This is a genomic window from Natronogracilivirga saccharolytica (assembly GCF_017921895.1).
GTDB classification, from domain to species: Bacteria; Bacteroidota; Rhodothermia; order Balneolales; family Natronogracilivirgulaceae; genus Natronogracilivirga; species Natronogracilivirga saccharolytica.
On record NZ_JAFIDN010000005.1, the window covers coordinates 129,895 to 151,112 of the forward strand.

Consider the following 21,218-nt stretch of genomic DNA (forward strand, 5'->3'; position numbering starts at 1 on the left):
ACCGGGATGGCAGCAGGCTTTTGTGAAATTCGTTCTGTAATACGGACTCAACACATACAACAACCACTGCCATTGATCAAAGGCTTCATACAGCACATACACATACAGTTACTGGAGCTGGTTGATGTGGTTGTCATGGTTGGAAAGTGTCGTGTGATTCTACAGTTTTTTAATGTAATGTGACAAATATAAAACGTCGCCGGACATAAGTCAAATAATATTTTCAACATGCAAACAGCGGCCGGCAAATAATCTGATTTATTGCTAAAACAGCCGTGCCGATCCGCCTCTCCTCGGGTCGCCGGCCCCGTGAAACCCGGACGGGCCATACATCACGGAATGAGTCCCCCCGAAAAACAGATTCGATCCGCTCCACAGCTTGTGATCAGGCCACTCCTTTACGACGCGGGCAAGCACATCCCGGTCAAATCCGTATTCCACCGACAGAAAATCTTTCTCACAGTGTATGCGCGGTCTGGTTACCGCGTCTTCGACTGACATTCCGTGATCAATGATGTTCAGCAGGACCTGCAAAATTGCGGTTCGTATTCTGTTGGAACCTCCTGAGCCAAGCGCAATGACCGATCCGTCGGGACGATTGAGTATCGCCGGGGCCATCATGGAGGTAATGCGCGTATTTTCCGGCCATTTGTGAAATCCGTCCGGATGCAGATCCTCCTCGCCCAGCATGTTGTTCAGCATGACACCGGATCCCGGCAATATCCGGCCGCATCCCTCCCCGTTGCTCGTGGTCAGGGCTGCCGTGTTCCCGTCGCTGTCCATAATACTGATATGTGTGGTTCCGCCATATTTTCGGGCATAATTCCGGATCTGATCCTGAAAGCGGCGCAGGTAATCGGGATCCAGGAAACCGGCATCAGGCAGATTCCGGTCTGCAAGCCTGTCCAGCCGCGCCATATCGGTCAGTTGCTGCACCCTGGCAAGATGAAGCAGGTGCCCCGGCGACCCGTATGGCATTCCCGCCATATCCACCTCTTCCATAAGCTTGAGAGCAAAGGCAATTAACGTCCCGCCGGAACTCGGTGCCGGATTGATCGCCAGCCGGCTGTTCCTGTAAGCGACTTCAAGCGGTCGGCGCCGGAAAACTTCATAATTTTCGAGATCCTCAGCGGTTACCTGTCCCCCGAGATCTCTGCTCAGACGGGCGATACTCTGAGCCACCTCGCCACAGTAGAAAAAGTCATCCCCTTCAGCCGCCAACTCTTCCAGAAAATCGGCAAGCTCGGGTTGAAAGAGCACATCACCTTCTTCAACCAGTTTAGCCTTATTTTCAGAAGCTCCTTTATCTTTCAGCCCGACCGCCTCATGCGTCTCACTACCAATGCCGGGTTTTCCGTTACTTCCCTTTTCCCTGTTTTCCCCGGGCTTGCCGTAAACCCGAAGTGCTTCCTCCGAAGCCCGGAACACCGGACTGACAATATCGATGATATACGACTGGAAATGATTCATGACCACGCCCTTCCTGGCCATTTCAATCGCAGGCTCGGCAAGCCGTTTCATCGGCATCGAACACAGATCCCGGTGCACCGCAAACAGGCCTTTCACCGTTCCCGGAGTGGCAAAGGCGCCCATCCCGATATGAAACTCCTGCATGGTCTCCCCGAAATCCGCCGAAATCGGATAAAATTCGATTTCTTCCGGATTCCTGTGCCTGAGAGGCGTCTGCGTGAAAAAATCGTACAGCATCTGGCTTCCGCCGGATGTCTGTGTAAGCAGGAAACCGCCCCCGCCGGCAGATGACAACACCGGCTCGGTTACGCAAGCTGCCAGGTGCCCGGCAACAACAGCATCAAACGCATTTCCGCCGCTTTTCAATATTTCTCCGGCCGCCCGGATGGTCAGGTCGTGTCCTGCCGCAACTACACCCTTGCCGTCACTCATTTGCAAAATTCCGTTACCTGTCTGATTTAATTCTTTAAGACAGTAGATACGAAAATTTCATCTTATTGCAAGAGCATCATCCGTTGCTGAAACATCATTTGCTGCAGAATCATCATCTATTGCAAAAGCATCATCTTCAGCTGCTGCAAAAGCATCATTTTCCGCTATTGCAAAAGCATCATCTTCCGGGTGATTCGCTTGTCACCGGTTTCAAGCCGGTAAAGATAGACCCCTGATGAAAGACCGTCGGCACGAAAATCGTAGCTGTGCATCCCCGAACCGTGTGATCCGCTGGCCAGCTGATGTATTTTCCGTCCCTGGATGTCGTAGACGTTCAGTGTGACATGCTGCTGCCGGGAAAGCTCAAAGGTGATCCTGGTAGATGAGTTGAACGGATTGGGATAATTACCGAGATGGAATTCATCGGGCACATCGCCTGCATCCGCAAGTTGATCCGCGGACGTCGGAAGCTGATCTTCTTTCATTTGCATGATGCGCTGCCAGGACGTCTCGATGGTGCTCCGCTCAATAGTTCCTTCATCGACCTGCTCCTCAACATAATCGACGATCTGCCGGACAAGCGACTCATCCTCATAGTAATTTCCTGTATAAAGCAGGATATCTATACCCGCGTTGATCGCCAGCCTGACCGACTCAAAGAACCCGTAATATTCCTGAATTGCCGCCATGAACATCCCGTCGGAGATAATAACCCCGTCAAACCCCATATCATCACGCAGTTTGCCGGTGAGTGTTTTTCCGGACAGCGTGGCCGGATACTCGGAATCGAAATCCGAATGGTAGAGGTGACCGGGCATGATCATCCCGGAGTACCCCTGATCAATCAGCTCCTGATACGGAACAAGCTCTTTCTCTTTCCAGGTATCGCTGATATCGGTAAAATCTAAGTGGGAATCTTCAGTGGCGCTGCCGTGTCCCGGAAAATGCTTCAGGGCTGTAATGATATCCTTCTGGTTAAACTCGTCAATAAACCATCCCGCGTGATCGGCAACGATATATGGATCGTCCGAAAAACTGCGGTTCAACCTTCCGATGGCCGGACTGTCCGGATTCACATTGACATCCACTACCGGTGCAAGATTGATATTGACCCCGCCGTCACGTAGCCATCCGGACATTTCTTGCGCCTGATCCCTTGTAACCCACTCAGAATCCATCTCACCAAGCTCTTCGGGTGTATAGGTGGATGAAAATCCATTATCCTCATTCAGCCGGGCAATGCGTCCGCCCTCCTGGTCGATGGAGATAAACAGCGGCACATCCGCCTCACGCTGCAGATCGCCGGTAAGGCGGCGCAAGCTCTGCGGACTGTCAACATTGTAGGCCAGCAAAATTACCCCGCCAAGGTTCCGTTATGCGATATCCGTCTGCAGTGTTTCGGTGACTTCGGTCCCCGAACCGAATCCCACCATCAGCATTTGTCCGATCATGGCACGCAGACCGGGGTCTTCTTGTGTGTAGTCTGATGAGGCGTTACGTTCGTTAAAGGAGATTCCGGCGTAAGCTGAAACAGTAACGAGAAGAAAAGCTGCCGTCAGCAGCATGATTTTGCAAATAAAGCGCATGTGTAATTTTTTCTGTGGGAGATTCCGGACAGAAGACGGAGGTCGGGCGGCCAGGCAGATGACAGTTTTGTCAGAAGCGGTTGCCAGATTTTTAAATGTCCCTGTAATAAGCAGTTGGCAATATAGAATAAATAATGCTTTTCCGACAGCTTGGGTTGATGAAAAGGCACATTGGTTATGACGGTGCCGCCTCGGTGTCCCTGTCCGGGTCGTACGACAGATTGGGTGCCAGCCAGTTTTCGGCTTCTTCAAGAGTCATGTTCTTACGGCGGGCATAATCCGCAACCTGGTCTCTGCCGATTTCACCTACAGAAAAATAATCAGCCCCGGGATGCGCAAAATAAAGTCCGGATACCGAGGAAGCCGGATACATGGCATAGCTTTCTGTAAGGGTAATTCCGGTTCTGGTAGTTGCTTCCAGCAATTCAAAAAGCGTCTGTTTTTCTGTGTGATCCGGATTGGCGGGATACCCCGGGGCCGGCCGGATGCCCTGGTAGACCTCTTTGATCAGATCCTTATTGTCAAGCTGTTCGTCAGGAGCATAGGCCCAGATTTGCTTTCTTACTTTTTCGTGCAGCCATTCGGCTGCGGCTTCAGCCAGCCGGTCCGCGAGCGCCTTGAGCATGATGGCACCATATTCATCATGGTTCTCCCCGAGACGGGCAAGCGGCTCTTCTATTCCGTGACCGGCCGTCACGGCAAAACATCCGATGTAATCGGGCAGCCCGCTTTCTTTGGGTGCAATGTAATCAGCCAGAGATTTATTGGGCTGGCCGCCGCGTTTGCGTGTCTGCTGGCGCATCATCCGGAATACCGCTCGCACCTGCTCACGCGTATCATCGGTGTAGACCTCAATGTCCTCACCCGTGCTGTTCGCCGGAAAAAGCCCGCACACGGCACTGGTCTGCAGCCACTGTTCGCTGATGATCTTGTCCAGCATATGCTGGGCATCATCGAACAGTCGCCTGGCCTGTTCTCCGTATTTCGGGTCTTCAAAAATGGACGGATACTTTCCGCTGAGCTGCCAGGTGATAAAGAACGGCGTCCAGTCTATGTATTTTCTGAGAAGACCAATGTCCGGAGCTCCGGGATCCACGATTCCGGTCCGGTCCGGAACAGCCAAGTGCTGCTTATCCCAGGTAATTTTTGCCGCATTTTCCTTTGCCTCTCCGAAACTGATCAGCTTTTTGCTCCTGCTGCGGCCGGCATGACGGCTGCGCAGTTTTTCGTATTCTTCTTCTACACTTTGTGCATAATTCTCCCTCTCTGTATCAGAAAGGAGATTGCTGACCACCGGGACACTTCTGGAGGCATCGAGCACATGAATGACCGGACCGCTATAGTTGGGAGCAATTTTCACAGCCGTATGGATACGCGAAGTGGTGGCACCGCCAATGAGCAGCGGCAATGTAAATCCCTGATGCTCCATTTCCCTGGCAATGTTGACCATCTCGTCAAGCGACGGGGTGATCAGGCCGCTGAGGCCGATCACATCCACCTTCCGGCTTTTCGCCTCTTCCAGTATTTTTTGAGCCGGCACCATCACTCCCAGGTCAATCACCTCATAATTATTGCAACTGAGAACTACGCTGACAATATTTTTTCCAATGTCATGCACATCGCCTTTGACTGTTGCCAGCAGGACCTTTCCTTTGGGCCGGGAATCTTTATTCTTCCTTTTCTCCTCTTCAATGTACGGAATCAGCAAGGCTACCGCTTTTTTCATTACCCTGGCACTTTTGACTACCTGAGGCAGAAACATCTTGCCCTCGCCAAATAAATCCCCGACCACGTTCATTCCGTCCATCAGAGGGCCTTCAATGACCTCAAGGGCCTGATCACACTGCTTCCGGGCTTCCTCGGTATCTTCTTCTACGTAATCGACAATTCCCTTGAGCAGGGCATGCTCAAGTCGCTCAGCTACCGGCTTTTCGCGCCAGGCCTGCTTCTTTTCCGCGGACTCCTCCGGTTCTTCTTTGATTTTCTCTGCATAATCCACCAGTCTTTCCGTGGCATCCTCGCGTTTGTTGAACAACACATCCTCGACCTTCCCGAGCAGCTCTTCGGGGATCTGCTCGTATACTTCCAGCTGACCGGCATTCACAATCGCCATATCCAGTCCGGCACGGATGGCATGGTAGAGAAACGAACTGTGCATCGCCTCCCGGACTTTGTTATTTCCTCTGAAGGAAAAGGAGATATTGCTCAATCCGCCGCTGACTTTTGCCAGCGGGAGATTTTCCTTGATCCACCGGGTAGCTTCGATAAAATCGACAGCATAGTTGTTGTGCTCGGATATCCCGGTAGCCACAGTCAGGATATTGGGATCAAAAATGATATCCTGGGCGGGAAAATTGATCTCTTCGGTCAGAAGCCGGTAGGCTCGCTCGCATATTTCTTTCCGGCGACCGAATGAATCGGCCTGCCCTTTTTCGTCGAATGCCATTACTACAACAGCAGCGCCATAGTCACGAACCCTGGCGGCTTTTTCCAGAAAGTCGGCTTCCCCTTCTTTCAGACTCAGCGAGTTGACAATTGATTTTCCCTGCAGGCACTGCAAACCGGCTTCCAGTACCGACCATTTGGACGAGTCAATCATAACCGGCACACGCGAAATATCAGGCTCGGCAACAATAAGATGCAGAAACCGGGTCATGACCGCTTCCGAGTCGATCATCCCCTCATCCATGTTAATATCAATGATCTGCGCTCCGTTTTCAATCTGATCCCGGGCGACCGACAAGGCTTCCTCGTATTGTTCTTCCTTGATCAGCCGCTCAAATTTTTTGGATCCGGTGACATTGGTCCGCTCCCCAATGTTGACAAAATTGGTTTCCGGCCGGATGACCACCGGTTCAAGTCCGCTGAGTCTGAGCCAGGGATCCTGATCCGGAATGCTCCTCGGATTGTGACGACCGGCTACTTCGGCAAAACGGGTAATGTGCTCCGGCGTTGTTCCGCAACACCCTCCTACTATGTTCAGCCAACCTTCATTAAGGTACTCATCCAGCCGGGCTGCCATAAATTGCGGAGTTTCGTCGTATCCGCCGAACTCGTTGGGCAGTCCGGCGTTGGGATAAAGCGATACGGGAACCGAAGCCACTTCTGCCAGTTCTTTTACAAACGGACGCATCTGGCCCGAACCCAGGGCGCAGTTCAATCCGACACTGATCAGATCAGGCATATGCGAGACCGATATCCAGAAGGCTTCGGTCGTCTGGCCAGAAAGGGTGCGCCCACTCTGATCCACAATGGTTCCTGAGATCATCACGGGAACCTTCTTCCCGGTTTTTCTGCGGTACTGCTGTATGGCGTACAGAGCCGCCTTGCAATTGAGCGTGTCAAAGATGGTCTCCACCAGCAGCACATCTGCCCCGCCATCAATCAGACCGGGAATCTGTCCGGCATAACACTCCACCATATCCTGAAATGTGACGGCACGGTATCCGGGATCGTTGACATCAGGTGACAGCGACAGGGTCTGGTTGGTAGGACCTATCGCACCTGCAACGAACCGTGGCTTCTCCGGAGTTTTGTGTGTCCACTCATCGGCCGCACTTCGGGCCAGTCTGGCCGATTCATAGTTCAGCTCATAAACAAGATCTTCCAGCCCATAGTCTTTCTGGGATATAAGATTCGAGCTGAAGGTATTTGTCTCAACAATATCAGCTCCAGCATCTAAAAACTCGTCGTGAATACTGCTGATGATATCCGGTCTGGTAATGCTCAGAAGATCATTGTTTCCCTGAAGCTCACTGCTGTGGTCTGAAAACCGGTCGCCGCGAAAGTCATTCTCATTGAGCGAGTGCTTCTGAATCATGGTCCCCATGGCACCGTCAAGTACCAGAATGCGATGCTGAAGAGCTTTTCGTAATGTTGTCATTTCTACAGTCAGTTTTTTTTAAGGGCGATACCTCTAAGTATACCACCAACATTTCTCAGGATTATTGCATGATTTTCTGCAATATTCTTCACCTAACATTTTTATCGACATTAATCATAATATATTTCTCTTAATATGCAAGTATTTTTTACATAACATTTCCTCTCACAAACGCCACCTTTCAAATCTGACGAAATATCGATCATAAAAAAGAATTATGTCAGCATTTTGAACAGATACCGCAATTGATATATTTAATTCTATCAATCTTTGTTATGTATAAATACAATAACTCCCGATAAAGCTTTTTTACGTACAATTTTTACATTATTTACTTATAGTGAACAGGATTTTCCCCGATATTTTATTTGGATATTACCCAAAGAAAAATATCTTGTCAGGTAATGTTCCGAAAACGTACACTTTCGAATAAAAAAGGACTGAGGTGACAGGAACAAAATCAGCATGCCAGTGCTGCAATGAAGAGTTAATTCTGAGCCTTTCAGTACTTTAAATACTGGACTGTAAATCGCAAAACAAAAGCTTCGACATGTCACAAAAACAAAATTATGGCAGCGACCCGACAGCTGTCCGCCAAAGCGACCAATATCAACAAGAATATATCGAACAATTTGTAGAAAAATGGGATGCCCTGATTGACTGGGACAAACGCGGGGAAGGCGAAGGCAACTTCTTTATTGATGTACTCAGGCAGTGCGGGGCAAAAAAAGTACTGGACGTCGCCGCTGGCACCGGCTATCATTCGGTCAGACTGCTGGAGGCCGGTTTTGATGTTGTCAGCGCCGATGGAAGTCCGGAAATGCTGTACCGCGCTTTCGAAAATGCCAAAGCCAGAAATCAGATACTCAGAACAGTGCAGGCTGACTGGAGATGGCTTGGGAAAGACATCCACGAAAAATTCGATGCCGTCATCTGCCTGGGCAACTCATTTACACATCTGTTTTCCGAAAATGACCGCCGCAAGGCACTTGCTGAATTCTATTCCGTATTGAACCATGACGGTATTCTGATTCTGGATCAGCGAAATTATGACAGCATACTGGACTACGGATACTCCAACAAAGAGAAATACTACTATTGTGGTGATGAAGTACAGGCTGAACCGGAATATATCGATGAAGGCCTGGCCCGGTTCCGCTACCAGTTTGAAGGGGGCGCCGAATCCTACTACCTGAACATGTTTCCCTTGCGTCAGGAGTACACCTCCAAATTGATGAAAGAAGTAGGATTTCAGCGGGTGGACACCTACGGAGACTTTCAGGAAACCTATCGCAGAAAAGATCCGGACTTTTTCATTCACATGGCAGAAAAGAAATATCACAAGCAATAATACGCCCCCATTCGGAACTGCCATTCATAAACTGCAAACAGAAATTTCACAGGAGCAAAACCATGAGTAACGAAACATTAAACCCTGTAGATATCGCACGCGATTATTACAACAGCAGCGATGCCGATACCTTTTATGCTACCATATGGGGCGGTGAGGACATTCATGTCGGATTGTATGAATCGGAGAGCGACTCCATACCCGACGCAAGCCGCAGGACACAAAAGCGCATGACAGAGCAATTGCTGAACCGTCCTGATGCCTCCTCACGCATAATTGATCTTGGTTCCGGTTACGGCGGAACTGCCCGTTTTCTGGCCGGTCAATACGGATGCCGCGTGGCTGCGCTCAATCTCAGCGAAGTGGAAAATAACCGTGCCCGAAAATTGAACCGTGAGCAAAACCTTGACAATCTTGTTGATGTTATCGACGGGGATTATGCCGAAGTACCGTTCGATGACGAAAGTTTCGATCTCGTTTGGTCACAGGATGCCCTGCTGCATAGTCCGGCACGTAAAAAAGTAATTGAAGAAGTCTCGCGGATTCTCAAGCCCGGTGGCGAATTTGTGTTCACCGACCCCATGCAGGCAGACAACTGTCCGGAAGGTGTATTGCAACCCATTTTTGACCGGATTCATCTCGAAAGTATGGGTTCACCCGGGTTTTACCGGGAAACTGCCGCTGAATTCGGCCTGAAAGAGATCGACTATCTGGAAATGACGGATCAACTGCAGCGACATTATTCAGCGGTACTTAAAAACACCGAAATGCAGGAAGATAAGCTGAGAGAACATGTCAGTCAGCAGTATTTGCAGAACATGAAAAAAGGACTGCAGCACTGGATTGATGGTGCTTCGAACGGATATCTCTCCTGGGGCATCATGCATTTCCAAAAACAATAACAATGCTGTTGCAACCTGAAAAATCGGGATTTTAAAAATTCTTACTTTCACACCGGAGTGCATCGGCAGATGCACTCTTTTTGTGTAAGTCGAAATAAGAGCCTTTTATGATTAGTAAAAAAATCACAACAATTTCTGCCGGAGAAAACCGGTGTCCGTTAATGATCGAAATATTGCCTCCGGAAAAGGGGCTTGAACAGGAACGCCTGAATGATCATGCCGCCTATCTGGAAATGCTCCGGGATAAGGTTGACATAGACATACTCAATATCCCGGAGATCCAGAATGAGTCTAAAAAAAGCGATAAAGGTAAAAGGACCAGCCCTTTTCGCCAAAGGATAGCTCCCAGGGAATGGGCACATAAACTTACTGAAATGGTTGATGTTCCGGCCGTTATCAACAGAGTAATTGTCAAAGAAACTCCTGAAGATCAGGAAGAATGGCTTCTGGAAACCCATGAGCAATATGATATTCGCAATGTAGTTTTCGTAGGCGGAGAATCTCCGGAAATTGAATATCAGGGACCATCCGTTCCGGAAGGCAATGAGTTGGTAAAAAACGGACTCAACGACGGTAAACGGCATTTCAATGATAAAGACAGATGTCCGCCTACCGATTTTTCTGTTGGTAATATTTGCATTCCCACACGAAATGAAGGAGATTTTTCCGAGGCGGAACGCATGTTCTATAAATTCAGGACTGGTGCCGATTTCTTTACAACCCAGATCATTACGGAGTCAGCATCAGCAAAAAAGGTCATGAATGAATTCTCCGGGATGCTTCAAAAACACAACGTTTCCGAACCGCCTGTGATTTACTGGAGTTTTTCGCCCATATCATCTGAAAAAGATATCAATTTTCTGCGCTGGCTGGGTGTCTATATCCCGGATGATCTGGAAGAGGAAATACTGGAAAGTGAAAACCCGGCAGCCAAATCAATCGCGCACATGGAACAGGTATGGCATGAATTGCTCGAAGAAAACCTTCAGCTTCCGGTTCCGCTTTCGATGGGCAAGAATATTTCCGTAATGGGCAAAAGAAACTACCCGAATGCGGCGGCCCTGGCCCGGACACTGGACTCGGTTGCTGTAGCGCAAGATTAACTATAGCATGTTGCTGAGGTAAAGGCAGCCAGACTGTAAGGACTGTAGAAAATCAAGGCCGGACAAGATCATTTCTTGCCCGGCCTTTTATTTATCCAGCCGTATCGTCCAGCCGTATTGCTGAATGAGCTGTGATGATGATTTCTTACCAGCATACGATACACGGCTTTTCAAACCGGCTTATTTTTTCAAACCGGCTGATCATGCTGATCATCATCCACTTTTAAAACGCTATTTCGCCAGCTCATGCAGCAGACTTTCCAGCTCTGCGACCTTATCTGTGTTCTCCCAGGGCAGTCCTTCCCGCCCGAAATGACCGTATGCAGCGGTTTGCTCATATATCGGCTGCTTAAGATCCAGAGAGTCGATGATGTCCTTTGGGCGAAGCGGAAACAGATCGCGAATGGCATCCGTGAGCTGACGATTTTCGATTTTGCCCGTCCCATAGGTATCCACCCAGATGGAAACCGGTTCGGATATTCCTATAGCATAGGCCAGGCCAATCGAGCAGCGGTCAGCCAGGCCAGCAGCTACCACATTCTTGGCTACATACCGCGCGGCATAAGCAGCAGAACGGTCAACCTTTGAAGGATCCTTGCCGGAAAAGGCACCGCCGCCATGATAGGCACTTCCGCCATAGGTATCTACGATGATTTTCCGGCCTGTCAGTCCGGCATCTCCCTGCGGGCCGCCAATCACAAACCGGCCTGTCGGATTAACATGCAGGGTTATGTCCTCAAAATCGGTTAAATGCTCTGGTACAACCGGTTTGATTACATGCTCCAGAAGTGCTTCACGTATGTCATCCAGTGTTACATCTTCATCGTGCTGTGTAGACAATACCACCGTATCAATACCGGTTGGCCTGCCGGTTTGTTCATCATATTTTACCGTAACCTGTGATTTTCCGTCCGGACGCAGGAATGGCAATGTACCGTTTTTGCGCACTTCGGCCATTCTGCGGGTCAGCCTGTGTGCAAGCTGGATGGGCAACGGCATGAGCTCATCGGTCTCATTTACGGCGTAACCGAACATCATGCCCTGGTCACCTGCTCCCTGGTCTTTATCCTCACCCGTGCCTTCGTTAACCCCAAGGGCAATATCAGGTGATTGCTGGCCGATATTGTTCAGAATTGCACAGGTCTTGTAATCAAAACCCATTTCTGAACCCTCATAGCCTATTTCCCGGACTTTTCGGGTCACAATACCGGGTATGTCCAGGCTCGTTTTGGTAGTAATCTCGCCACCAACCAATACCAGACCGGTATTTACAAAAGTTTCACAAGCCACCCTTCCTTCCGGATCCTTTTTTAAAACGCTGTCCAATACAGCATCAGATATCTGATCTGCCATTTTGTCGGGATGACCCTCGGTTACTGATTCGGATGTAAAAAGATACTCAGACATGTTATACACCTCATTTTCCTTGTTATTAATTTGCGAAGTGATGCCATTATAATATAAAGCATACCCCGCCGTAGCATGACATACACCAAGGCGGGTTCACGGACCGGCTGACTGATCCGAATGTGGCTCACTTTGCCAGTTTATTTCGGCACTACGTCCTGTTATGTGTTCTGTCGCTCTTTCTTTTTCTGATAAGAAAGTTATCAGCCGATTTTATTTATTTCTTCTGGCTACAAGTCTATCATTTTATATATAAAATCTCAACCAAAATACGCGATTTATACTCTTTTTTTTAGTTTAATTTTAACAGAATATGAGCTTCATATTTAAAAGCGACATTATATCGTTTTAACCTTGGTTTTTTACATAAAAAGAAATATAGATTACATGGTTTAAAACCGTTTTTTTTTCTTTTTCTACCCGATTTTTGTCTTATTTACTGCTCATATATTTTGTGTTCAGAAGCATATTTTTGTAGTTTGTACAGAGAATAAATCAAACGGAATTTTTCATAATTTTTGTCATTAAATAATCCTTTTTTTTTATGAGTGTTCTTATTGTTGGTTCAGTTGCGTATGACGGTATTGAAGCCCCCGCAGGAAAAGTGGACCGGATTCTTGGAGGGTCCGCTACGTATGCCTCAGTCGCCTCATCTTTTTTTACCAGCCCCGTTCGTCTTGTTGGAACGGCCGGCAATGATTTTGATGAACAGGATCTGCAGTTTTTAACGGATCACAATATCGATCTGGACGGGTTCAGGATCGACCAGAGCGGCAAGACATTTTTCTGGAAGGGCCGGTATCACAGCGACTTCAATAGCCGGGATACCCTGGACACTCAGCTGAATGTTTTCGAACATTTTGACCCTGTCATTCCGGATTCCTGGAAAGACAGTTCCATTCTTTGCCTTGGAAATATTGAACCCTCACTGCAGCGAAACGTTCTCGATCAGGTCAGAAAACCACGCCTGACTCTTCTGGATACTATGAACTTCTGGATTTCCGGTGCCCGTGAAGCACTGGAAGATGCGATATCACGTGTTGATATCGCAATTATCAACGATCAGGAAGCAAAAGAACTAACCGGAAAATCACAGCTTGCCGATTGTGCCAGGGAAATCCGGAAAATGGGTCCTTCCTATCTCATTATAAAGAAGGGGGAACACGGTGCGCAGCTTTATTCCGATGAGCTGCTTTTTACAGCACCGGCATTTCCCGTACCGGGTATTGTGGATCCAACCGGTGCCGGCGATACATTCATGGGAGCTTTTGCCGGATGGCTTGACCAGGCTGATACTCTGGATGAAAATACTCTGAGGGAAGCCGTAGCGTACGGCTCGGCCCTGGCCGCATTTTGCGTGGAAAAGTTTGGCCCCGGACGTTTTGCCGGACTTGATCGCAGCGAGATTGACAGCCGCTACGATGCACTCCGGGGTCTGAGCCGGATTCCGGGCAGATCATGAATGGCACATTGATCCGGTATTGTCATGAACGGTAGAAAAACCGGCCTGTCGCCATGCGGGTCGCAAAAAAAACGTTCACTTGAATTTTCAACTGTCTAACAGCAACCCAAAAATCTGACTATCTATGACTGTAGTTAAAGAAAAAAAACTCCCCTATAAAGTAGCTGATATATCACTTCATGAATACGGACGTGAGGAAATTCGTCTGGCCGAAGCAGAAATGCCCGGTCTGATGGCCCTTCGCGAGGAGTTCGGACCGGAAAAACCACTAAAGGGAGCGCGCATTGCCGGATGTTTGCATATGACCATCCAGACCGCCGTGCTCATTGAAACACTAATTGAACTGGGTGCCAAAGTTCAGTGGTCTTCCTGCAATATTTACTCGACCCAGGATCATGCTGCCGCGGCAATCGCAAAGGCCGGTGTACCGGTCTATGCCTGGAAAGGACTGACCGAAGAGGAGTATGACTGGTGTATTGAACAGACGCTGTTTTTCGATGACGGAAAGCCACTGGACCTGATTCTGGATGATGGCGGCGACCTGACCAATATGGTTCTGGATCACTATCCTGAGCTGGCAAAAAACCTGCGTGGAATCTCCGAAGAGACAACGACCGGTGTTTTGCGCCTGCACGACCGTGTGAAAGCCGGCACACTCCCGGTACCGGCAATCAACGTCAACGATTCGGTGACAAAATCAAAATTTGACAATAAATATGGCTGCAAGGAATCGTGTGTTGATGCCATTCGCCGTGCCACCGATGTCATGATGGCCGGGAAAGTAGCTGTCGTTGCCGGTTACGGCGATGTGGGCAAAGGATCGGCAGCCTCACTGCGCGGAGCCGGTGCCAGAGTAATCGTCACTGAAATAGATCCGATCTGTGCGCTGCAGGCAGCCATGGACGGCTATGAAGTCAAAAAGATGTCCGATGCGGTAGAAGAGGCCGATGTCGTTATTACCGCAACCGGAAACAAAGATGTGGTAACCGGTGAACACTTCTCCCGTATGAAAGACAAAACCATTGTGGGTAATATCGGTCACTTCGATAACGAAATTGACGTAGCCTGGCTCAAAAATAATTCCGCGGAAACCAATATCAAGCCACAGGTGGACTTGTTCCGCATGAACGATGATCGCGAGATTATTCTGCTGTCCCAGGGTCGCCTGATGAATCTGGGTAATGCCACGGGACACCCCAGCTTTGTCATGAGTAACAGCTTCACAAACCAGACACTGGCACAAATGGCATTATGGCAGCGTCCCGATGATTTCACCGTGGGCGTGCACGTACTGCCAAAAGATCTCGACGAAAAGGTAGCCCGCCTGCATCTGAAGAAGATCGGTGTGGAGCTTGACGAGCTTAATGACGAGCAATGTGAGTATATCGGCGTAGCGCCCGAAGGACCCTACAAATCCGATGCGTACCGGTACTGATAGCGGTACTCCGAAAATAAAAAAGGCGAACCCAAATGAATGGATTCGCCTTTTTTTTGCTCCCCCGACTGGATTCGAACCAGTAACCCTTCGGTTAACAGCCGAATGCTCTGCCATTGAGCTACGGAGGAGTGGCAGTTATGTCAAATCGTTAACTTCGTTTGACAGATAACAAATATAAGAACGATGGTAACATCAAGTCAAGTCCAAAACGCTGTCCGGATAAAAAACTTTCTGAAGAAAAAGTCCTCTTGCCGGAGCAAGGGCAATGTTATCAATTTCCCGGCCCTCTTTCAAGTGAATTCTGAACCAATCGATATTTTTTTTCCCGATACCGACGGTGACCAGTCCTCCGACAAGTGATCTTACCATTGAGCGTAAAAAGCGGTTGGCCTGAAGCCGGATGACAACCACGGAATCGGATCCTGAAGTCATTTCCGCCTTGAAAACGGTACACCTGGTGTGGGGCAGGTCCGGTGTCTTCCTGGAAAAGCCGGCAAAGTCCATTTCACCCTGAAGCATGTGCAGACACTCACCCATCGCTTCCCACGCCATTCCGTCACCGGGATACCAGGCATACAGCCTCTTGAACGGATCAGGCCGAAGCAGCAGCTGATACCTGTACTCCCTCCATCCGGCATCAAAACGGGCGTGGAAATGCTCCGGCACCTCGCGAATGGCATGAATATAAAGATCATCATCCAGTATCCGGCCCAGACGATTGACCAGCCAGTCTTCTTCTACCGGTATGAACGTATCAAAATGTGCGCACTGATGCAGGGCGTGTACACCCGCATCCGTCCGGCCGGACCCGTACAGGCGAATGTCTTCCTGAATAACTGTCTGCAGTGCCTGCTCTACTTCACCCTGTACCGTTCGGGTATCCGGCTGCTTCTGCCATCCCCTGTACTGTGTGCCGTCATAAGCAAGCTCAATGAGATATCTTGGCATATATCCGTATCATCGCCGGAACAATCTCCGGCCGTGCAAATTTCCGGGCTTCAGAACGGAATGGCCAGCGTGGCCCGAAATCCCCGTCGTTCCGGACCAGGCGCGACGTATACCGAGGCATCCGTATTCACATAGTCCCTTGCCCTGTTGAATGCACTGATACCGCTCAAAACCCTGTTGACCACCATGATCGCACCCAGTGTGGGAAGCTGCTGGTCAAGATCATCCCGCCGCGATCGCAGATCCCGGTATTCCTGTCGCTTCTCATCCGATTCCCACTCCCACCGGTAATCGGGATCATCCGGAAAAAGGCGGTCAAGGTTACGGGTGCGCTCCTGAAAATCATTATGGGCTGACAGCGACAAATGGCTGCCCACGGCAAGCTCGAATGCCCGCCCGTGCTTCTGGATATCTACGCCGGAATAGGCCCTGGCATGGGTGTACATGTTGTTTTCGATAACATTGGCATGCCGGCTGATGCCGAAATAAGCCGCAATCAATGCCACTTCCGCACCCAAATGATATTGTCCCCTCCGCCAGTTATCGGAATCCACATAATAGTGCCCCCATCCCGGCATAATGAACGAACGCAGCAAGGCACCCCATTGCGACGGTGGCTCTCCGCCCGTATTGTCATTGTTCCAGCCTGAATCGCCGGGTCTTGTATCCGCTTCTCCTGCCGCGGCGGTAACATGATCACCGGACAGGGTGGCGGTCTTCAGCCCGGACGGGGTGGTTTCCTGACCGGAAAGCGAACTGGTTTCACCAGCGGTTTCGGCGGCATAAGCAACAGCCCCTGAAAGCACCATCAGCCAGATACATACTCCTGCAGAAGCAATTGCGCTAAACCGAAATGTCATCACTGTCCTTATTTATTTTTTGAGGATCTATCATCAATAATATTGTCTTCTTCCGGCTGACCATTTCCGGATGAGCTGTTCGCCTTGTCATTCTGCTCACCATCCGGATCACTAAGAGACGGCTCAACCGGCTTACCGGACCGATCTTCAGATTCAGCTTCAGCTTCAGCTTCAGCTTCAAATTCGGATTCGGCTTTATCATCATCCCCGGATGCCTGTTCCCTGTCGCGTTTATCCTGCTGTTCCCGTTTCTTCTGATCAGCCCAGCGATATATAATAGAGATACTGAAACCGATCATCAACAAAAATGTTCCAAGCCAGACTACCGATATCATCAGCTTGTGCTCTGCCGCAAGCAGGATCCATTCCCGTTCCGGAGCACCCTCAACGCCTGTCAGTTCGATTTCAATTTCATCGCTTTCGGGAAGAACTTCGAGAAAGCGGATGGATCCGTCAGCTATTCCAAGCTCCTCAGGCGGGTTTACGGCATACTGTGACTCACCGTCCGATGTGAGGACATACTCAGGCTGAAGTTCATGAGTCTCGCCGGTTTCACGGTGCACGAAGACAATGTCGGCCTTGACACCGATGATGCTTCCTTCTGGCAGCTCATCCTCATCAATATAAATGTAATCCCTGAAGTTCAGGGTGTACTCTCCGATCTCTACCGTGCCGCCGCGCGGGATACGTACCGTGGATTCGTCGGGATCATGCTCTGCCATTTCCGGACCCAGCTGATCGATGGACTGATGCTGATCAGGGTTTTCCTGCGCCATGCGTTCTATTTCCTGATCTACCAGATACGACCCGGCTACATACATGAAAATATCAGATAACCAGCCGCCGCGCACATCCACATCTACCGTCCACTCTACAGCTCCCGGCGATGAATTCGACAGCATCGGATAGACGGATGGCTTCATCACAAAGGATTCACCCGAATCCACATCTTCAAAAAGCACCTCATACTCCTGCTCGCCGGGCCGGTTGTGCTCTGTGATCTCGGCACCCTTGAACGTAACCATGTAACGTCCGTCAATAAGCTTCGGCTTGCCTTTCTCCAACTCAACGAACTCGATCTCCTGATTCACACGAAATCCGTCATCATCAGTCACCTGTCCGGCAGCGACGGCCCGGTTATATTCACGGGTCTGGGCATCGACCATGGGCCGGTCAAATGCCGATCCCAGGAAGCCGATCATCATTACCGCAAAGCCGATATGAGTGAACGTTCCGCCGACCCGCCGGGGATTTTTCCAAATGAGCTGCAGCATAACTTTCCCGTTTCCGGCAATGGCAAAGATACCGGCAAACAGGTAGATCATGTAGGCCAGGTTGGACATATCCGACAAAATGACAGCCGTAATGGTCACAACCGAGGCAATGAGTGTCGGGACAATCAGCGCTGAGGCCAGCGATTCGGCATCATGGCGTTTCCACCAGAGCATCTGGGTAATAACGGTCATCAGACCGATGAGTATGCCGAATGGCAGCGTCCAGTTATTGTAAAACGTCTGGTCCGGCGGTGTGGGATTGTCTACAAAAAGGCGTCCAAGAACAGGTGAGCTGGTTCCCAGTATGATGACCAGCCCTGCGAGGAACAACACCATCGCACCGGCAAACATCATGAATTCGCGGCTGAGGAACGGTGATTCTTTCCCGGGTTTCGGCAGATCGCGGTAGCGGTATGCCAGCATGCCGACACCAATCGCCGCAACAACGAGCATGAAGAGCAACAGGTGGTTATACAGGCCGAGATCAACAAAACTGTGCACGGATGAATCGCCAAGAATGCCCGATCGTGTCAGAAAGGTCTGATATACTACTGTCACGTAAGCCAGTATGGCAAAAATGATGGACGCCTTGTGTGAACTGGCGTGTTTTTTCTGGATCAGCATGGCGTGGATTCCGGCGAGTCCGAATATCCACGGGACCAGTGAGGCGTTTTCGACCGGGTCCCATGCCCAGTAGCCTCCGAATGAAAGTGTGACGTATGCCCAGTATCCGCCCAGGAAAATGGCCGTTAGCAGGCAGAGGCTGGCACCCAGGGTCCAGGGCAGCGCTGCGTGAATCCACTCATGGTACTTGCGTTTCCAGAGACTGGACAGTGCAAAAGCATAGGGTACGGTCATCATCGCAAATCCGAGAAAAATCACCGGCGGGTGGATGATGATCCAGGGACTGCGAAGCAAATCATTGAGGCCGCTCCCTTCGGATGGCACAAAATCGGGATTGTTGCGGAATACCTGGGCGTCGGGCATTTCGGATGCCAGGGTTCGGAAAGGTGATGCCCCGAGGTCTCCCCATCCGGGAATCGGAAATCCCGAAACCATAGACAACAGAAATACCTGCGTCAGAGTCATGAAAAACATAACCGGGGCACGGTAGGTCGGTGTGGCCCAGCGGATGATGGCAAGTCCGACCAGAAAGGATGACAGAATCCACAACAACAGGCTGCCTTCCTGTCCGCTGTAAAATGCTGCCCAGAGATAGACATTCTGCAGGTCGGTACTGGTATAATTGTAGACGTAATAGTACTGGAACTGATGGGTGAAAATGAGATAGACCAGCAGTCCGGAAGCAAAAAACGTAAACGCCCCTTTCAGAAAGAAAATGGCATTGGCAATCGATTCGCTGTTTTCCCTGCCGTTACGCGCGGCGACGTAGTAAAACCAGGTGGCAAGGATGGAGCTGACAAATGCGAGGGAAAGAGTGGCTTGGCCGAGAATTCCAATCATGGGATCCTACTGAAGTTCAGAAAGTTCGGGACTGACAGCGTCATTGTATTTGGAAGGGCACTTGACGAGCATGTCATTGGATACAAAAGTATCGCCGCGCATTTCGCCAATAACTACGATCTGATCAGCCTGTTCAAAATTGTTGGGTTTGGGCCGCGGATAGGTAACGCGCCGTGAGTTCCCCGACTCATCTTTCATGTAAAAGTTGAACGTCATGGTTTCGGTAGAGAACGACGCCGGTTTGGAGTCATCCCAGATACCGACCACGTGAATCCGGTCACCGTTCATCTGAGACGCCTGCTCAAAATCAACATAAGAAGAGATGCTTTGACTGAAGTTGAACATCACCAGCGATGTAAACCCGATGATGCCGATAATTCCGAAAACAAGACGAGGACGCATATTTTTATTGACTGTGGGTCTGCAATATATATTAAGATATCACGAATTCTGCCTGGACTGCTTTTCCTCAAGCCGCTCAAGTTTCTTCTCGAGCCGTATCAGGTAGGCCACAAGAACAAACCAGATTATAAGGCTGACTCCAAGTACTACAAATATAAGATTGTTTGATGCCATTGCCTGCATGAAAACATTCCCGTATTCGGGATCCTGAACTCCTTCCCACGTATCGCCGTAGGCGGCAGAGAGTGTGTCGGATACCGTGAATGCGAGGACGAATAACAGATGTATCAGAACGGTCATGAGAAAGAATTAATTTACGCTTAAACGTTTAAAAATGCACGGTTATTCCGCAGATTTTTCCGGATTCGGAGGATTTTCAAAACTGCCGTCATGTGATTCCAGCATCAGATAGCGGTAGCGCAGCTGGATGATCCAGATTGCCAGGCCGATGAAGCCCAGTACGGCCGGATAGAAAACAAGGCGAAGTTCAGGCGCCGTCAGATCGCTGAATGCCGGATTTCCGTCAGCACCGGGATGAAGACTGGGAAGCTGACGGGGAATGACATAAAGCAAAAAAGGCACCGTAGTAGCAGCAAAAATGTTGTAGACGGCGGCCGTTTTGGCCCGCTTTTCCGGATCATCAAATGCAGATCTCAATATAAAATAGGCCACATATATCATCAGGGCCATGGCTGACAAATTCATTTTCGGTTCTGCGAATGTCCACCAGGTGCCCCAGGTGAATCGCGCCCACAATGAGCCGGTCAGCAGTCCGCAAATTCCGAAAAGAATTCCGATCATCGTTGCAGATTCGGCAAGGGCGTCCATCCGCATATTATTGCTTGCCAGATACCGGATACTGAAAATGAGTCCCCCGGCAAACACCACAGTCATCGCAAACCACATGGGCACATGGAAAAACAGGTTTCGGGAGGTCTCATGGAGGATGGGGATGTCAGGAACGGGCATCAGAAATCCCGCCGTGAGCACGGCTGTCATCCAGACAATAAGTATATACTTCCAGACAGAAATTTTTGGCATCTGCTAAACAAGAACTGCAATTAGTGATCAGTGAACGCGATGTGCAATGACCGGCCGGCAAAATCCGGATAAGTCCAAATGTAATAAAAACTCCGGATATTACCACGTATTTGCGAATGACATGGCGTTTGTATGTGTTTAATTTGACATCACAGTAACAACCGGCATGTACCGGAAATTCCGGAATGCTGAAAA

Annotated in this window: 16 protein-coding genes, 1 tRNA gene and 1 pseudogene; 5 read left to right on the top strand and 13 right to left on the bottom strand. The window is 49.7% G+C overall.

The genetic code is table 11. From position 1 onward, the window contains the following. Nucleotides 1-264: 264 nt before the first annotated feature. The 5 genes and pseudogenes from NATSA_RS08095 to metH all read right to left on the bottom strand — a co-directional run bounded on the left by NATSA_RS08095 (nucleotide 265) and on the right by metH (nucleotide 7,371). A complete protein-coding gene (locus tag NATSA_RS08095) occupies nucleotides 265-1,902 on the bottom strand; it encodes a gamma-glutamyltransferase family protein (protein WP_210511516.1) in 1,638 nt (545 codons plus the stop codon). Nucleotides 1,903-2,066: 164 nt separating this feature from the next. Beyond that, the gene (locus NATSA_RS15585; protein WP_336244700.1) at nucleotides 2,067-2,393 is read right to left on the bottom strand and encodes a T9SS type A sorting domain-containing protein; all 327 of its coding nucleotides are present in this window, start codon (nucleotides 2,391-2,393) and stop codon (nucleotides 2,067-2,069) included. A 6-nt stretch (nucleotides 2,394-2,399) separates the two neighbouring features. Next, a pseudogene (locus NATSA_RS08100) lies at nucleotides 2,400-3,260 on the bottom strand (glycoside hydrolase family 3 N-terminal domain-containing protein); the annotation flags it as partial. 15 nt (nucleotides 3,261-3,275) lie between these two features. After that, nucleotides 3,276-3,488 (bottom strand): hypothetical protein, encoded by a 213-nt coding sequence (locus NATSA_RS08105; protein WP_210511518.1) that lies wholly within the window; start codon nucleotides 3,486-3,488, stop codon nucleotides 3,276-3,278. Between the two features lie 175 nt (nucleotides 3,489-3,663). Continuing rightward, nucleotides 3,664-7,371: a methionine synthase gene (gene metH / locus NATSA_RS08110; RefSeq protein WP_210511519.1), complete on the bottom strand. Its 3,708-nt coding sequence runs from the start codon at nucleotides 7,369-7,371 to the stop codon at nucleotides 3,664-3,666. Between the two features lie 550 nt (nucleotides 7,372-7,921). Here metH and NATSA_RS08115 point away from each other — a divergent pair. The 3 genes from NATSA_RS08115 to NATSA_RS08125 all read left to right on the top strand — a co-directional run bounded on the left by NATSA_RS08115 (nucleotide 7,922) and on the right by NATSA_RS08125 (nucleotide 10,727). Next, nucleotides 7,922-8,722 (top strand): glycine/sarcosine N-methyltransferase, encoded by an 801-nt coding sequence (locus tag NATSA_RS08115; RefSeq protein ID WP_210511520.1) that lies wholly within the window; start codon nucleotides 7,922-7,924, stop codon nucleotides 8,720-8,722. Nucleotides 8,723-8,784: 62 nt separating this feature from the next. Beyond that, a complete protein-coding gene (locus tag NATSA_RS08120) occupies nucleotides 8,785-9,624 on the top strand; it encodes an SAM-dependent methyltransferase (protein WP_210511521.1) in 840 nt (279 codons plus the stop codon). Between the two features lie 161 nt (nucleotides 9,625-9,785). Then, nucleotides 9,786-10,727 carry a hypothetical protein gene (locus NATSA_RS08125; RefSeq protein WP_210511522.1) on the top strand — a complete coding sequence of 314 codons (942 nt, stop codon included), beginning with the start codon at nucleotides 9,786-9,788 and terminating at the stop codon, nucleotides 10,725-10,727. A 231-nt stretch (nucleotides 10,728-10,958) separates the two neighbouring features. Here NATSA_RS08125 and metK read toward each other — a convergent pair whose 3' ends face one another. Then, nucleotides 10,959-12,134 carry a methionine adenosyltransferase gene (gene metK, locus NATSA_RS08130; protein ID WP_210511523.1) on the bottom strand — a complete coding sequence of 392 codons (1,176 nt, stop codon included), beginning with the start codon at nucleotides 12,132-12,134 and terminating at the stop codon, nucleotides 10,959-10,961. Between the two features lie 544 nt (nucleotides 12,135-12,678). Between metK and NATSA_RS08135 the strand changes: the two genes are divergently transcribed. After that, a complete protein-coding gene (locus tag NATSA_RS08135) occupies nucleotides 12,679-13,596 on the top strand; it encodes a PfkB family carbohydrate kinase (RefSeq protein WP_210511524.1) in 918 nt (305 codons plus the stop codon). Between the two features lie 124 nt (nucleotides 13,597-13,720). Then, complete coding sequence (ahcY, locus tag NATSA_RS08140; protein ID WP_210511525.1) at nucleotides 13,721-15,031, top strand: adenosylhomocysteinase; 1,311 nt, start codon at nucleotides 13,721-13,723, stop codon at nucleotides 15,029-15,031. 59 nt (nucleotides 15,032-15,090) lie between these two features. Here ahcY and NATSA_RS08145 read toward each other — a convergent pair. From NATSA_RS08145 to NATSA_RS08175, 7 genes are all read right to left on the bottom strand, one after another. Next, nucleotides 15,091-15,162 (bottom strand) — tRNA-Asn (locus tag NATSA_RS08145). A gap of 64 nt (nucleotides 15,163-15,226) precedes the next feature. Further along, entirely contained in the window at nucleotides 15,227-15,982 is a 756-nt protein-coding gene (gene truA / locus NATSA_RS08150) for a tRNA pseudouridine(38-40) synthase TruA (RefSeq protein ID WP_210511526.1), read from the bottom strand. Between the two features lie 50 nt (nucleotides 15,983-16,032). Then, nucleotides 16,033-16,842, bottom strand: a complete 810-nt coding sequence (locus NATSA_RS08155) for a hypothetical protein (protein WP_210511527.1) — start codon at nucleotides 16,840-16,842, stop codon at nucleotides 16,033-16,035. 8 nt (nucleotides 16,843-16,850) lie between these two features. Then, a complete protein-coding gene (locus tag NATSA_RS08160; RefSeq protein ID WP_210511528.1) occupies nucleotides 16,851-19,580 on the bottom strand; it encodes a heme lyase CcmF/NrfE family subunit in 2,730 nt (909 codons plus the stop codon). Nucleotides 19,581-19,586: 6 nt separating this feature from the next. Beyond that, on the bottom strand, nucleotides 19,587-19,982 hold the full coding sequence (locus NATSA_RS08165) for a cytochrome c maturation protein CcmE domain-containing protein (RefSeq protein WP_210511529.1): 396 nt from the start codon (nucleotides 19,980-19,982) through the stop codon (nucleotides 19,587-19,589). Between the two features lie 39 nt (nucleotides 19,983-20,021). Further along, nucleotides 20,022-20,282 (bottom strand): CcmD family protein, encoded by a 261-nt coding sequence (locus NATSA_RS08170; protein WP_210511530.1) that lies wholly within the window; start codon nucleotides 20,280-20,282, stop codon nucleotides 20,022-20,024. Between the two features lie 42 nt (nucleotides 20,283-20,324). Next, complete coding sequence (locus NATSA_RS08175; protein WP_246481747.1) at nucleotides 20,325-21,023, bottom strand: cytochrome c biogenesis protein; 699 nt, start codon at nucleotides 21,021-21,023, stop codon at nucleotides 20,325-20,327. Nucleotides 21,024-21,218 lie beyond the last annotated feature (195 nt).

Excerpts from the sequence above, each read along its gene's own strand:
- NATSA_RS08095 (WP_210511516.1), bottom strand. The coding sequence starts at position 1,902 with ATGAGTGACGGCAAGGGTGTAGTTGCGGCAGGACACGACCTGACCATC.
- NATSA_RS15585 (WP_336244700.1), bottom strand. The coding sequence starts at position 2,393 with ATGCAAATGAAAGAAGATCAGCTTCCGACGTCCGCGGATCAACTTGCG.
- NATSA_RS08105 (WP_210511518.1), bottom strand. The coding sequence starts at position 3,488 with ATGCGCTTTATTTGCAAAATCATGCTGCTGACGGCAGCTTTTCTTCTC.
- metH (WP_210511519.1), bottom strand. The coding sequence starts at position 7,371 with ATGACAACATTACGAAAAGCTCTTCAGCATCGCATTCTGGTACTTGAC.
- NATSA_RS08115 (WP_210511520.1), top strand. The coding sequence starts at position 7,922 with ATGTCACAAAAACAAAATTATGGCAGCGACCCGACAGCTGTCCGCCAA.
- NATSA_RS08120 (WP_210511521.1), top strand. The coding sequence starts at position 8,785 with ATGAGTAACGAAACATTAAACCCTGTAGATATCGCACGCGATTATTAC.
- NATSA_RS08125 (WP_210511522.1), top strand. The coding sequence starts at position 9,786 with ATGATCGAAATATTGCCTCCGGAAAAGGGGCTTGAACAGGAACGCCTG.
- metK (WP_210511523.1), bottom strand. The coding sequence starts at position 12,134 with ATGTCTGAGTATCTTTTTACATCCGAATCAGTAACCGAGGGTCATCCC.
- NATSA_RS08135 (WP_210511524.1), top strand. The coding sequence starts at position 12,679 with ATGAGTGTTCTTATTGTTGGTTCAGTTGCGTATGACGGTATTGAAGCC.
- ahcY (WP_210511525.1), top strand. The coding sequence starts at position 13,721 with ATGACTGTAGTTAAAGAAAAAAAACTCCCCTATAAAGTAGCTGATATA.
- truA (WP_210511526.1), bottom strand. The coding sequence starts at position 15,982 with ATGCCAAGATATCTCATTGAGCTTGCTTATGACGGCACACAGTACAGG.
- NATSA_RS08155 (WP_210511527.1), bottom strand. The coding sequence starts at position 16,842 with ATGACATTTCGGTTTAGCGCAATTGCTTCTGCAGGAGTATGTATCTGG.
- NATSA_RS08160 (WP_210511528.1), bottom strand. The coding sequence starts at position 19,580 with ATGATTGGAATTCTCGGCCAAGCCACTCTTTCCCTCGCATTTGTCAGC.
- NATSA_RS08165 (WP_210511529.1), bottom strand. The coding sequence starts at position 19,982 with ATGCGTCCTCGTCTTGTTTTCGGAATTATCGGCATCATCGGGTTTACA.
- NATSA_RS08170 (WP_210511530.1), bottom strand. The coding sequence starts at position 20,282 with ATGACCGTTCTGATACATCTGTTATTCGTCCTCGCATTCACGGTATCC.
- NATSA_RS08175 (WP_246481747.1), bottom strand. The coding sequence starts at position 21,023 with ATGCCAAAAATTTCTGTCTGGAAGTATATACTTATTGTCTGGATGACA.